General features: G+C 71.0%; 13 protein-coding genes. 9 read left to right on the top strand and 4 right to left on the bottom strand.

Annotated features, from left to right (window positions below; all coding sequences use genetic code 11):
- The 7 genes from ACIQ8J_RS28805 to ACIQ8J_RS28775 all read left to right on the top strand — a co-directional run bounded on the left by ACIQ8J_RS28805 (position 1) and on the right by ACIQ8J_RS28775 (position 6950).
- Positions 1-963 (top strand): carbohydrate ABC transporter permease, encoded by a 963-nt coding sequence (locus ACIQ8J_RS28805; RefSeq protein WP_403275398.1) that lies wholly within the window; start codon positions 1-3, stop codon positions 961-963.
- Positions 960-1811 carry a carbohydrate ABC transporter permease gene (locus ACIQ8J_RS28800; RefSeq protein ID WP_403275397.1) on the top strand — a complete coding sequence of 284 codons (852 nt, stop codon included), beginning with the start codon at positions 960-962 and terminating at the stop codon, positions 1809-1811. The genes ACIQ8J_RS28805 and ACIQ8J_RS28800 overlap by 4 nt, the downstream gene beginning before the upstream one ends.
- A 75-nt stretch (positions 1812-1886) precedes the next feature.
- Complete coding sequence (locus ACIQ8J_RS28795; protein ID WP_403275394.1) at positions 1887-2876, top strand: zinc-dependent alcohol dehydrogenase family protein; 990 nt, start codon at positions 1887-1889, stop codon at positions 2874-2876.
- Entirely contained in the window at positions 2873-3883 is a 1011-nt protein-coding gene (locus tag ACIQ8J_RS28790) for a carbohydrate kinase (RefSeq protein WP_403275393.1), read from the top strand. Before ACIQ8J_RS28795 ends, ACIQ8J_RS28790 begins: the two co-directional genes overlap by 4 nt.
- 762 nt (positions 3884-4645) lie before the next feature.
- The gene (locus ACIQ8J_RS28785) at positions 4646-5389 is read left to right on the top strand and encodes an alpha/beta fold hydrolase (protein WP_403607981.1); all 744 of its coding nucleotides are present in this window, start codon (positions 4646-4648) and stop codon (positions 5387-5389) included.
- Between the two features lie 319 nt (positions 5390-5708).
- Positions 5709-5942: a hypothetical protein gene (locus ACIQ8J_RS28780; protein WP_403275391.1), complete on the top strand. Its 234-nt coding sequence runs from the start codon at positions 5709-5711 to the stop codon at positions 5940-5942.
- 90 nt (positions 5943-6032) lie between these two features.
- Positions 6033-6950, top strand: coding sequence for an NADP-dependent oxidoreductase (locus ACIQ8J_RS28775; RefSeq protein WP_403275390.1), 918 nt, complete (start codon positions 6033-6035; stop codon positions 6948-6950).
- Positions 6951-7347: 397 nt separating this feature from the next.
- Here ACIQ8J_RS28775 and ACIQ8J_RS28770 read toward each other — a convergent pair whose 3' ends face one another.
- On the bottom strand, positions 7348-7914 hold the full coding sequence (locus ACIQ8J_RS28770) for a TetR family transcriptional regulator (RefSeq protein WP_403275389.1): 567 nt from the start codon (positions 7912-7914) through the stop codon (positions 7348-7350).
- Positions 7915-8035: 121 nt separating this feature from the next.
- On the opposite strand from ACIQ8J_RS28770, the gene ACIQ8J_RS28765 reads away from it, so the two are divergent.
- Together ACIQ8J_RS28765 and ACIQ8J_RS28760 are read left to right on the top strand one after the other, a co-directional pair.
- On the top strand, positions 8036-8977 hold the full coding sequence (locus ACIQ8J_RS28765) for an SDR family oxidoreductase (RefSeq protein ID WP_403275386.1): 942 nt from the start codon (positions 8036-8038) through the stop codon (positions 8975-8977).
- A 733-nt stretch (positions 8978-9710) separates the two neighbouring features.
- Complete coding sequence (locus ACIQ8J_RS28760; RefSeq protein WP_403275385.1) at positions 9711-10415, top strand: alpha/beta fold hydrolase; 705 nt, start codon at positions 9711-9713, stop codon at positions 10413-10415.
- A 175-nt stretch (positions 10416-10590) separates the two neighbouring features.
- Here ACIQ8J_RS28760 and ACIQ8J_RS28755 read toward each other — a convergent pair whose 3' ends face one another.
- The 3 genes from ACIQ8J_RS28755 to ACIQ8J_RS28745 all read right to left on the bottom strand — a co-directional run bounded on the left by ACIQ8J_RS28755 (position 10591) and on the right by ACIQ8J_RS28745 (position 12841).
- Positions 10591-10713 (bottom strand): AraC family transcriptional regulator, encoded by a 123-nt coding sequence (locus ACIQ8J_RS28755; protein ID WP_403275477.1) that lies wholly within the window; start codon positions 10711-10713, stop codon positions 10591-10593.
- A gap of 3 nt (positions 10714-10716) precedes the next feature.
- On the bottom strand, positions 10717-12117 hold the full coding sequence (locus tag ACIQ8J_RS28750) for a S41 family peptidase (protein ID WP_403275384.1): 1401 nt from the start codon (positions 12115-12117) through the stop codon (positions 10717-10719).
- Positions 12118-12490: 373 nt separating this feature from the next.
- A complete protein-coding gene (locus tag ACIQ8J_RS28745; RefSeq protein WP_403275476.1) occupies positions 12491-12841 on the bottom strand; it encodes a VOC family protein in 351 nt (116 codons plus the stop codon).
- Positions 12842-12914 lie beyond the last annotated feature (73 nt).

The following is a 12914-nucleotide window of genomic DNA, read 5'->3' as shown; positions in this document are numbered from 1 at the left end:
ATGGGCGTGCACACGGCCACCCGAGTGGCGCGCGGCGGACGGCTCGATGCCTCCCGGCCGGTCCGCCGGACGCGGGGCGGCGGCGCCTGGTCGCGCCGCGCCCCCCTGCTCCCGGCGCTGGTCTTCCTCATCGCGGTCACCCAACTCCCCTTCGTGGGAACCGTGGTGATCTCCTTCATGCGGTGGAACGCGCTCGCCCCCGACGACCGGGGCTTCGGCGGTCTCGCCAACTACAGGGCGGCGGTGACCGACCCGGACCTGCGCTCCTCGCTGGTCACCACGGTCGTCCTGACCGCCGTCGTGGTGCTGGTGAGCCTGCTCGTCGGACTCGGGCTCGCCCTGCTCCTCGACCGGAGGTTCCCCGGCCGGGGCATCGTGCGCACCCTCCTCATCGCCCCCTTCCTCGTCGTCCCCGTCGCCTCCGCGCTGCTGTGGAAACACGCCCTCTACAACGCCTCGTACGGTTTCATCAACGGCTCGCTGACCTGGCTGTGGCAGCTGTTCGGCAGCCACAGCGCCCCCCAGCCCGACTGGATGTCATCGATCCCTCTCATCGCCGTCGAGGTGTCGCTGATCTGGCAGTGGACCCCGTTCATGATGCTGATCCTGCTCGCCGGGCTGCAGAGCCGCCCGCCGGACATCGTCGAGGCGGCCCGCGTCGACGGCGCCGGCGCCTGGCAGATCTTCCGCCACCTCACCTTCCCGCACCTGCGCCGCTACCTGGAGCTCGCCGCCCTGCTCGGCAGCATCTACGTCGTCCAGAACTTCGACGCCGTCTTCACCCTGACCTCCGGCGGCCTCGGCACCGCCAACCTTCCCTACACCGTCTACGAGACCTTCTACCAGGCGCACGACTACGGCCAGGCATCGGCCGAAGGCGTCATCGTCGTCGCCTGCACCATGCTCATCGCCACCTTCGCGCTGCGCACGGTCTCGTCCCTGTTCAAGGAGGAGGCACTGTGACGGCCCGAGGCGGACGCGCTGCGACCGGCCTGCTGCGCCGCGGCATCTGGGGCTTCCTCGCCTGGTTCTGCGGCCTGTTCTTCTTCCTGCCGTTCGCCTGGATGGTGCTCACCTCGTTCCACGGCGAGTCCGACGCGGCGACCAACCCGCCCAGCATCGGCGCGGCACTGACCCTCCAGGGCTACCGCGAGTTCTTCGGCGCGAGCACCGGCGTCAGTCCGTGGCCGCCGCTCCTCAACTCCCTTACCGCAAGCGTCGTTTCGACCCTGCTCGTGCTCGCACTGGCCATCCCCGCCGCCTACGCCCTGTCCATCAGGCCGGTCCGCAAATGGACCGACGTCCTGTTCTTCTTCCTGTCGACGAAGATGCTGCCGGCCGTCGCGGGCCTGCTCCCCGTCTACCTGATCGCCAAGAACGCCGGAATGCTCGACAACGTCTGGCTCCTGGTCATCCTCTACACCTCGATGAACCTCCCGATCGCGGTGTGGATGATGCGCTCCTTCCTGGCCGAGGTACCCGTCGAGATGCTGGAGGCCGCCTCCATCGACGGCGCCGGGCTGCCCACCGTCCTGGTACGCATCGTGGCCCCGGTGGCCGCCCCCGGCATCGCCGCGACCGCTCTGATCTCCTTCATCTTCAGCTGGAACGAGCTGCTGTTCGCCCGGGTGCTGACCGGCGTCGTGGCCGGTACCGCGCCCGTGTTCCTCACCGGCTTCGTCACCAGCCAGGGGCTGTTCCTGGCGAAGGTGTGCGCCGCCGCCGTCTGTGTCTCGCTGCCGGTCCTCGTCGCCGGCTTCGCCGCCCAGGACAAGCTCGTCCAGGGCCTGTCCCTAGGAGCAGTCAAGTGACCTCCGGGTCGGCCAAGTGACCCCCGGAGCAGCCGAGTTCCCTTTGGATCAGCTAAGCGACCTTTGGAGCAGCCAGTGAAAGCAGCCGTCATCAGCTCCCCCGGAGCCGTGTCGATCGAGACGGTCGACGATCCGGCCCCGGGCCCCCGGGAGGTGGTGGTGCGGGTCGCCGCGTGCGGCCTGTGCGGCACCGACCTCCACATACTCCAGGGCGAGTTCGCCCCCAGCCTGCCCATCGTCCCGGGCCACGAATTCGCCGGAGAGGTCGTCGCCGTCGGCGTGGGCGTGGACGGCCTCGCGGTCGGCGACCGGGTCGCCGTCGACCCCTCCCTGTACTGCAACGAGTGCCACTACTGCCGCATCGGCCGGAACAACCTCTGCGAGCGGTACGCGGCGATCGGCGTCACCACCGGGGGAGCGGCCGCCGAGTACGCCCTCGCCCCCGCGGCGAACTGCATCCGCCTGCCCGACCACGTACGGACCGAGGACGCCACCCTGATCGAACCCCTGTCGTGCGCGGTGCGCGGGTACGACGTGCTGCGCTCCCCGATGGCGAGCCACGTCCTGATCTACGGGTCGGGAACCATGGGCTTGATGATGATGGAACTGGCCAAGCGGACCGGTGCGGCCACCGTCGACATCATCGACATCAACCCCCAACGCCTCACCACCGCACGGGAGTTGGGGTGCACCCGCGCCGTCGGCTCCGCCGAGGAGATCGAGCGGCCGCGCGGCTGGGACGTCGTCATCGACGCGACCGGCAGCGAACGCGCGATCCAGGACGCCCTGGGCAGGGTCGCGCGCGGCGGCACCTACCTCCAGTTCGGGGTGGCCGACTACGCGGCGCGGGCCACCATCGAGCCGTACCGCATCTACAACCAGGAGATCACGATTACCGGCTCCATGGCGGTCCTGCACAGCTACGAGAGAGCGGCCGAACTGTTCGCCGCCGGGGTGCTCGACCCGGACGTCTTCATCAGCCACCGGTTCCCGCTGACGGACTACGCCTCCGCGCTCGCGCAGTTCCAGGCGGGGCGCGGCCGGAAGATCCTGGTCACGCCGTGACCCCCGGCCTGCCTCGGCCCGTGCTCGTCATCGGCGAGGCTCTCGTGGACGTCCTCGTCCCGCCCGGCGGCGGCCGAACCGCCCGGCCCGGCGGTAGCCCCGCCAACGTCGCGCTGGGCCTTGGCCGACTGGGACACCGGGTGCGGCTCGCGACGCGCATCGGCGACGACCCCCTCGGCAAGGAGATCCACGCCCGGCTCGCGGGCAGCGGGGTCGCGTTGACGGACGGGTCCGTCACGGACGGCGCGACCTCGACGGCGACCGCCCGGCTGGACGCGGGCGGTTCGGCGACGTACGACTTCGACATCCGCTGGGACCCGGTGCCCGACGCCGTGCTGCCCGCCTTCACGGGCGTGCCGAACCACCTGCACACGGGGTCCGTCGCGGCCACCCTGCGGCCGGGCGCCGACCTGGTGCTCGCCGCCGTCCGGGAGGCGAGGGGCCCGGCGACCGTCTCGTACGACCCGAACCTGCGGCCCGCACTGCTGGGCAGCCCCGCGGCGGAGCGCTCGCGCGTCGAACAACTCGTCTCGCTCAGCGACGTGGTGAAGGCGAGCGATGAGGACCTGGCCTGGCTCTACCCGGGCCGTGCCCCCGCGGACGTCGCGCGTGAGTGGGCGACCGGCGGGCCCGCGCTGGTCGTCCTCACGCTGGGCGGCGACGGCGCGCACGCCTATTGGCGCCGGGGGCACGTCGAGGTACCGGGCCGACGGGTGGATGTCGTGGACACGGTGGGCGCCGGTGACGCGTTCATGGCGGGGCTGCTGAGCGGCCTGATGGTGCGGGGCCTGCTCGGTGCGGGGCACGGTCCAGGCCACGGGGAGCGTGCCCGGCGGACGCTGGACCGGGCGACCGCCGGGCCGCTCCCGGCGCCGGAGCTGACCGCAGCCCTCTCCCTGGCCGCCGGCGTCGCGGCGCTCACCTGCACCCGCGAGGGCGCCGACCCGCCGACCCTCGCCTCGCTCGGGCAGCCGCTGGTCAACCGGGGTGCAGGCGGAGCTTGGTGAGGATGCGCCACCGCTTCCCGCCCGCCCCGGCGGCCTGAGCGACGCGCTCGAACTCGGCGTCCAGCTCCGGACGCTCCGCCCTCCACCGCAGTACTCGGCCCTACTGCGCACCCCCGACGCCACGGCCGAACGCGCGGTGCCCGTTGGATTCCCGCACCGAAGCTGACACTGCCGGGGGCAGGTAAGGACAGCCCGGCAAGCCCATACTCAGGTCCATGGGCAGCAAATCGAAACTCGGAGAGTTCCTGCGGACGCGCCGCGCGCAGCTGCGACCCGCTGACGTCGGGTTGCCGGTGTTCGACGAGCGCCGAAGGGTCTCGGGACTGCGGCGGGACGAACTGGCCCTGGTCGCCGGGGTCAGCGAGTCGTACTCAAGAAGGGGGCGCGCCCGGTCGATGCCGTCGCGGCCCGTCGAGGGGGCTGAGCCGTCCTTTGCGGTGGGCCTACCACCTGCCCCTATTCGGGGGCGTGCACCGTCGCGGCCGTACGTGCACGCGGCCAGGCTGGAGGGTGTCGAAATCATTCGGCGGATCGAGGTCGTCGACGACCGGCCCGGTCCACCCCTTCATCCTCACGGAAGGAATTCCCGTGGCCAACCCCATCGCACGGCGACGGCGGTACGCGGCTCTCGCCTCGGCCGCCGTCGCACTCGCAGCCTGCGGTGCTGCCACGGCGCAGGGTGCGCGCCCCGCCGTGACTGCGTCCCGGGCCACTGCGACGGCATCCCTGTCGGCAACGGCGGTTGCCCAGCCCTCGCTTCACATGGTCACCAACAAGGGACACACGCTGGCGTTCTACGTCACGCCCGGCCGACTGCCGGCCATCGTCCTCGACGCCGGCGGAGGGCTCGACGCGTCGTACTGGAAGAAGATCGCGCCCGTCCTCGCGAAGAGCACCGGCTCCGAGATCATCACCTACGACCGCTCGGGGGAGGGCCGCAGCAGTGACGTACCAGGGCCGTGGAAGGCGCAGGACGCCGTCTCCGACCTCGCGGCCGGACTGGCGCAGCTGGGAGCCACGAAGGACGTGGTCCTGGTCTCCCACTCCCTCGCCGGGGAGATAGCGACCTACTTCGTCCGGCAGCACCCGCACTGGATCACCGGTGCCGTCCTGGTGGACGCCAGCCTCCCCGAGTTCTACACCGACAGCGAGACCGCCAAGCTCGTCGCCGCGAACGAGCAGCAGATCGCGGCGCTCAAGGGGCAGCCGCAGACCCGCGCGATCCGTCAACTCCTGGCCGTGGCCGCCAATTACGGGCCCGTACACCGCGCATACCACAAGCTGGCGTGGCCCCAGGACGTTCCCGCCACCGCGATCGTGTCCTCCGGGACCCCCTTCGTGACGACTTCCGACGCACAGCTCTGGCGGCAGGCCCAGCAGGAGTTCGTCGGCGCCGCACCCAACCGGCGCCTCGTCGTGGCAGAGCACAGCTCACACGACATTCCGGTCGACCGGCCGGACGTGGTCATCAACGCGGTACAGGAGATGGTGAAACGGGTCCGCTGAGGATGCGCCGCCCTCACGACCGGGTGCCTCGGCGACACGGAGCTGTCCGTACGGCCCCTCGCCGCATCCGGGCGGTGACCGACAGCCTGCGGCCGGTGGCCGCGGCGCACGCTGCCTGACCGGCCGGGCCATGTCCGGCGGCTCCGGCGCGGGAGCTTCTGCACACGCTCCGCACCGAGTGGCAGCACCACGATATAAAGCTCGGTTACGGCTACGACGACGGTGCGGTCCTTCCGGACGGCACACCGCCGCGCGAACGCGACCCGCTCGGACTCGACCACGTGCCCGGCGCCCGGCCCGGCGATCGCGCGCCGCACGCGTGGTTCGAGCACGACGGAGCGCGGACGAGTACGCACCAGCTGATCGCGCCGGTCCGGTTCCTGCTCTGACGGAGCAGCCGAATCTGGCCCGCCGTCACTTCCTGGGGCTCGGTCGTCAAGAGAGGGTCGGGGCCGAGGAGTTCTGCGAGATCGCGGTGACCCGGCTGCGCGGAGCCGCGCTCCGCAACTGTGACGTGCTGGCCCTCTGGGGCGGCTCGGGTCCGTTCACCTGAACAGAGCGGCAGGCATAGACAGGGACCGGACGCTGTTATGAATGGGGGAGCTCGACTGCGACGTACATAGACGCACTAAGGGAGCGGATCATGTCGAAGGCTGTGCGGTTCGACGAGTATGGCGGGATCGGCGTCCTGCGGGTGGCGGACGTACCTCTTCCCGAGCCGGCCGAGGGGGAGGTGCTGGTCAAGGTGAAGGCCGCCGGTATCAACCCGGGTGAGGTGAAGATCCGCGAAGGGCTGTTGCACGACCGCTGGCCCGCCACCTTCCCCTCGGGCCAGGGCAGCGACCTGGCGGGGATCGTCACGCAGGTCGGGGCGGGAGTGGAGGGCTTCGCCCCTGGGGACGAGGTCGTCGGCTTCACGAATCGGCGGGCCAGCCATGCCGAGTACGTGATCGCGGAGGCAGGAGAGCTGGCGCCCAAGCCCGCGGGTGTCCCCTGGGAAGTGGCCGGGGCGCTCTTCGTGGCCGGGACGACGGCGTACGCGGCCGTGCACGCGGTGTCGCTGACGCCGGGCGACACGGTGGTGGTGTCCGCGGCGGCCGGCGGTGTGGGGTCCTTGACGGTGCAGCTGGCCCGGCGGGCCGGGGCCGAGGTGATCGGCATCGCGGGCCCGGCCAACCACGCCTGGCTCGCCTCCCACGGGGTCACACCGGTCGCATACGGCTCGGATCTGGCCGATCGGCTGCGCAAGACGGCGGATCGCATCGACGCGTTCATCGACACCCACGGCGACGGCTATGTGAAGCTGGCGCTCGACTTGGGGGTGGACCCGTCGCGGATCGACACGGTCATCGACTTCGCGGCTGTTGAGGAGTACGGCGTGAAGGCCGAGGGCAGCGCGTCGGCGGCGAGCGTCGAGGTCGTCGCGGAGCTGGCGTCGCTCGTCGCGGAGGGTGAGCTGGAGGTGCCGATCGCCGGGGTGTTCCCGCTGGACGAGGTCCGGGCCGCGTTCGAGGAACTGGAGAAGGGGCACACCCGGGGCAAGATCGTGCTACTGCCCTGAGCCTGCTGGATCCGTACGCGGCGGGAACAGCCGCGCTGCGCGAGGGCGTTCACGGCTTGAGGACGCTCTCTTGCCCGCCTGGCTGTCGTCAACCACCCGGGCTTCCGCCTACGAAGTGCGCACCCCCCCCGCTGTCCCAGCGCAACAGCACTTCGTCACCCGCGGCCATCGTCAGGTACGGCCCGACGTGCATGACGATCGGCAGGTGCCCGTCGTCGATGGATACCCTGCCGTCGGCCGCACCGCCCCCTCGACCACCGGCGCTGCCGGCGAAACGCCGCGCACACGATCCGCGCCGGACTGGTGCCGCTGGTTCTGTACGTCATGCTGCGCCGACAACGAAGACGTCCGGTCCGAGAGCCTCGGCGGAGCGGCAGGGCGTACGGGACCGATGTGGTCAGGTGCCCGCCGTCACGGCTTTGAGTTCGGCGAGTGCTTCCCGCAAGAAGTCCGACAGGTCTCGGTGGCCGGTCGAGGCGGTCCAGCGTTCGAAGGCGACCTTGAAGACGGCGATGCCCGCCTCGGCGGCGAGGCTCGCGGCCGGCTCCTTCACACCGCGCGTCCGCAACGCGTCGGCGACGGTCGCGGACAAGGACGCGAGCTTGACCAGCTCACGTTCCCGGAGCTCCGCGTTGGCGGTGATGACGGCCTGGCGCTGGCGCGCGAACGCGTGCCGATCACGGAACTCGGCGGCGACGGCCTCCAGGGTCGTCCCCACCGCGTCCATCGGCGCCGCGGATGCGGGAAGGCCGGCAAGGGTGTTCGCGAAGAGCTCCTGCAGCACGCCCGCCCCCCCGAACAGGACTTCGCGCTTGTCGGCGTAGTGCCGGAAGAACGTCCGCTCCGTCAGGCCCGCCCGCTTGGCGATCTCGTCCACGGTGGTCTGCTCGAACCCCCGCTCGGTGTAGAGCTCCATGGCGGCCTGCTCCAGCCGGCCGCGTGCGTTTGGCTGCCATCTACCCATGTCCGGATTCTACGTGATGACAGTTCCTGACATCGAGTGCTACCGTCGATGTCAGTGACTGACATAGGTTGCCGTTGCCGCGGATCTACCGCAGTGGCGGTCCTCACCAGGAGGTCTTCTCATGCGTGTATTCGTCACCGGCGCTTCCGGCTGGATCGGATCCGCCGTCGTTCCCGAACTCATCGGCGCGGGGCATCAGGTCGTCGGGCTCGCGCGCTCGGACGCCTCGGCCGCCGCCCTCACCGCTGCCGGGGCCGAGGTGCACCGCGGCACCCTCGACGACCTGGACGGCCTGCGGAGCGCGGCCGCCGAGTCGGACGGCGTCATCCATCTCGCGTTCAAGCACGAGCTCGCCTTCTCCGGGGACTTCGGGGGTGCCGTGCAGGCGGACCGTCGTGCGGTCGAGGCGTTCGGTGAGGCGCTCGCCGGGTCCGACCGGCCCTTCGTCCTCGCCTCCGGACTGGCCGGGCTCGCGCCGGGACGCGTGAGCACCGAGCGGGACGGACACGACATCGACCCGCACGACACCACACAGCTCGGCTCCTCGGGGCCGGAGGGGCGGCGGGCCACCGCGGAGCTGACGCTCTCCCTCGCCTCCCGCGGTATCCGTACGTCCGTCCTGCGCCTCCCGCCGACCGTGTACGGCGCGGGGGACCAGGGCTTCATGGCCATGCTGGTCGGCATCGCCCGGGACAAGGGTGTCTCCGGCCACGTCGGCGACGGCGCCGCCCGCTGGCCCGCCGTGCACCGCCTCGACGCCGCCCACCTGTTCCGGCTCGCCCTGGAGGAGGCCCCCGCGGGCTCGACGCTGCACGCGATCGCCGACGAGGGCGTGCAACTGCGCGCGGTCGCCGAGGTGATGGGCCGCCACCTCGACCTGCCCGTCGCGTCCATCGCTCCCGCCGACGCGGCTGAGCACTTCGGCTGGCTGGGCGGCTTCCTGGCGTTCGACTGCCCGGCATCGAGCGTGCTGACCCGCGAACTGCTGGGCTGGCAGCCGACCCGCCCGGGGCTCATCGACGATCTGGAGAAGGGGCACTACTTCACCTCACCCGCCGCGTAACCCGCTTGCCCCCCGCACGGTGCCTGCCCGGCCCGCGGGCAAGCTCCGTGCGGGTCCGGATGGCGGCGTACGACCTGACGGGCCGCCGCCGCAGGTCCGAGCCACCGGCTACCGGAGCTTGCCGTCCACCATCCAACGCCGCTTCCACGGTGGGGAGTTGATGGCCTCGCAGTCCCGACGAGTCGCGATCGGCGGTCGGTCCGGACGCCGGAGTGTATGCGGGTCCACGCGGGTGGGAAGTCGACCCGGCGCGGTTGGGTCGCAGGCCGCCTGGAGTTCATGATCCACCTTGCGGCTTCTCCAGCCTCGGGAACCTCTCCTCCGCCTTCCTGGCGCACATCGGTGTCCGGCCGTCGGAGTACCGCAGGATTTCATCGACGGGTGGGCAATTGGCGCATGTCCCGAGCCGCCCGTGCCGTCTCGTGAGTTCGTGCACGTGGGCGGTGGTACGTCATTGTGCGGTGCCCCCGCGCCCTCGGAGGCCGGGCGGATTCGCCCTGTGCCAGCCGCGTCGGGGCGCGGAACGCGAGCAGGTCTTTGGCGGGAAGGTCGTGAACCGCCACTGGCTGGGGGCCGTCACCCCGATCGCCGTCCTGCGACCGCCTGGTCGCGACCACCGGTAAGCAGCTGGCCCGCCCCGGGCCCCGGCACGGGCTCCGACCGAAGTACCAACACCCACTCCCTCATCCACTCACTCACCCACCGGCCTTCCGGTTGGATGAAAGATGCAGCCATGTCCACAGCCGAGAACACCCTCCTGCTCGCGCACGGGGCCTGGCACGGCTCCTGGTGTTGGGAACGGCTCCTGCCTGCCCTGGCCGAACGCGGTCTGTCCGCCGTGACCGTCGACCTGCCCAGCGCGGCACCGGACGGGAACGGCGAGGCCGGCCTGAAGGAAGACAGCCTGGCCCTGCACACCGCGCTGGACCGCATCGACGGGCCCGCCACCGTCGTGGCTCATTCCCATGCCGGCGTCCCCGCCACCATCGCCGCCGCCGAGAACCGACGCATCACCCGTCTCGTATATCTGGCGGCCCATCAACTCGACGTCGGTGAAAGCCTGTTGGGGGTTCCACGGCAGGCCCCTGCCCGACCCGCCCGGGGTACGGTTCCGCCCCTGGACAACCCCCGGGAGTCCTTCTACTCCGAGCTGCCCGAGAGGGAGGCCGAGCGTGCCGTGCGGTGCCTGACGCCCCAGGACCTGCGGAGCCTCAGCGAACCGGTGACGGCGGCGGGATGGCGCGAGGTTCCCTCCGCATACGCCCTGTGTGAGAACGACCGGGCCTTCGCACCACAGCTCCAGGAGCGTCTGGCGATCCGCGCGGACAGCGTGCGCCGGCTGCCCAGCGGGCACTCCCCGTTCCTCTCCATGCCGGACCGGCTCGCCGATCTCCTGAACGACCTCCACCCCCGTACAGCGGGCGGCGCCGACGAGTGACCAACCGGCCACTCCCGGCGGGGAATTCTGAAGTCGGCGGGCGGGGCGATGTGATCGGGACGGTTCGGCAGGACACTGTGGACGTTCTGCTCGCTGCCGGGTGTCCTGCCACCGCCGGTTGTCCGTGAAGCGGACGGCGGCAGGAAGTCCGCGTGCCGGTGGCTCCGTTGCGCGTTCAGTTCTCCCCGGTCGTGGTCGAGCGGGCGGACTCGGTGGGTGTCCGGCCGTAGTGCTTCTTGAAGGCTCGGACGAAGTGGTTGCTGTCCGCGAACTGCCGGTGGGCGGCGAGTTCCGAGATGTTTCATGAATCGCCGCGCAGTACCCGGCGGGCCAGTGTGAGTGCCGAGTCCTTGTGCTGGACGAGTTCTTCCTCGGTGAAGACGGGGGTACGGAGGGTGGGCGGGATGCCGGGGCCGTCGTAGGTGTGGCCCCGCTGGTCCAGGTACTTCTCGTTGGGGAGTACGGCCGCCCAGTCCTTCGAGAGCGTGCGCACCATGATGTCGGAGAACACCCCCTGGGTGTTCTCGCCGATCCGGGTCACCGCGGGGGTGCGGCCCATCAGTGCCTGGGTGAAGGTCTCCGCCGCGCTCACCGAGCTCCCGCTCGTGAGCAGGGCGACGGGACCGGTCCAGCGGCGGGCGGTGGAGGGCTGCACGGTGATGGGCTGGGGGCGGGTGAAGCGGGTCGGATCGTCGGGGTCGTTGCGCGCGACCTTGGCGTACGCCGTGTAGGCGCGGTCGGTGAGCCTGGAGGCGATCCGCAGGCCGAGCGGGTCGGCGCCGCCCCCGTTGAGCCGGACGTCGATGACCAGACCGTGCAAGGCGGGCCCGTGTGCGGGGAGCAACGCGTCCATGGCGCGGTCGAGTTCGGCCGTCTGCTGCTGGAAGTCGCCGTCCTCCAGGTATCCGTCGAACGAGTCGATCCGCAGATAGCCGATCCCGCCGGGAAGTTCACCCACGCCCAGCCTTCCGCGTGCGAACGTCCGTTCCGGGGCGGCGAGTTGGCGTGCGACGGCCTCTGCCGCGCGCGTGCGCAGGTCCGGGGTGGGGACGCGGGTGCCGGGGCGCAGGCCGAAGTACACCGCCCTGCCCTGGTAAGCCAGACCGGTGTGGGCGTCGTTGAGCGGGCGGATCATGTCGGTGAGGATCTGCTGGAGTCGCGCGTCGGTGGTGTCCGGCGTGACGAGGGGCCGGTAACGGTCCCTGACGGCCCGCCAGTCGATGTGCTTCGCGGCGAAGAACGGGTAATTCTCCGCGAACGTGGCCCAGAACCGGTCGAACACGGCGAGCGGTCCCTCCCCGGCGGGCTGCCCGCACCGCTCGGGCAGGGCGGGCAGGCGCTCAAGGCGGCGTACCCCGGCCGCGTCGTCGGCCGCGAGGACCGCCCGCCGCCTGCCCTGCGGTGTGACGGTCAGCCACCCGACCCCGCCCTGGCCGTACCGCGTCGCTCCGCCCGCGCCTGGGGCGCCCACCTGGTCGGCCGTGACGTAGCCGGGCAGACAGCTGATCCGGGTGGTGTCGTACGTCGTGAGCTTCCCGCCCGAGATCGTCAGCACGGTGCCGTAGCCGTCCATGCGCCACGCCCCGTCCAGCGCCCCGGCCCCCGCCTCGGTCGCGGCCGCCGTCCCCGCCGCGCCGACGGTCAACGCCAGAGCCATCCCGACCGCCGCCAGCCGGGCCACCGTCCGCACTCCACGCACCATGAGCCCCTTTCACGTGCACCGATACGTTCGACGCTAGCGCCGGACGCATCCGAGGGCATCCGCCGCACCGGCCGACGTGGTCCTGCCCGAGTCGGAGGAATTCCGGCGCAAGAGGGAACTCCCGGCGTATCGACACGGCGCGCGGTCCGCCGCTGTCGCTCAGCGCGGCCTGCCCTGAGAGGAACAGGCGCACGGGCAAGCTTCGTTCACCCTCGGTTCGTCGGCCGGCCCAACCTCACGAAGAGGCGGTCGTTGAAGGGCGGATGCGGGCTGGAGGCGCCAAAATGGTCACGGGCCTTCTAGGCCCGGGAGACGCCCGCACGATCCATCAGCATCCCGGCTCCGCCGGCATGCTGATGGATCAAATGCTCAGCTACTGACGCCGCTGGCCAAGAACACAGAACTCGTTGCCTTCGGGGTCTGCCAATACGACCCACGATCGGTCACCCTGGCCAATATCAACACGCTGTGCGCCATGAGCCACCAGGCGAGCCACCTCGGCGTCCTGGTCATCAGGCCTGAAGTCGAGATGCAGTCGGCTCTTGACCTTCTTGCTCTCGTCAAGCCGGACGAAGTCCAACCCCGGCAGGCGATCCGGCTCCGGGCGGATCTCGAACTCCTCATCTGAGGAGTGGACGACAACCCAACCAAGAGCCTCGGCCCACCACTGCCCCAAGGCCACCGGATCTACCGAGTGAACAATTACTGACCCTTTCGGGTTCATGTCGGGTGTGGCGTGAGGACCAGCCCGGTTTCGGTGAGGCAGCCGTCGATGAGTTCGGGGTGGTGCTGGATAT

This window comes from Streptomyces sp. NPDC094147, from assembly GCF_044764265.1.
Taxonomy (GTDB): Bacteria; Actinomycetota; Actinomycetes; order Streptomycetales; family Streptomycetaceae; genus Streptomyces.
The sequence above is the reverse complement of the archived record's forward strand: the minus strand, read 5'-3'. Positions and strand labels throughout refer to the sequence as shown.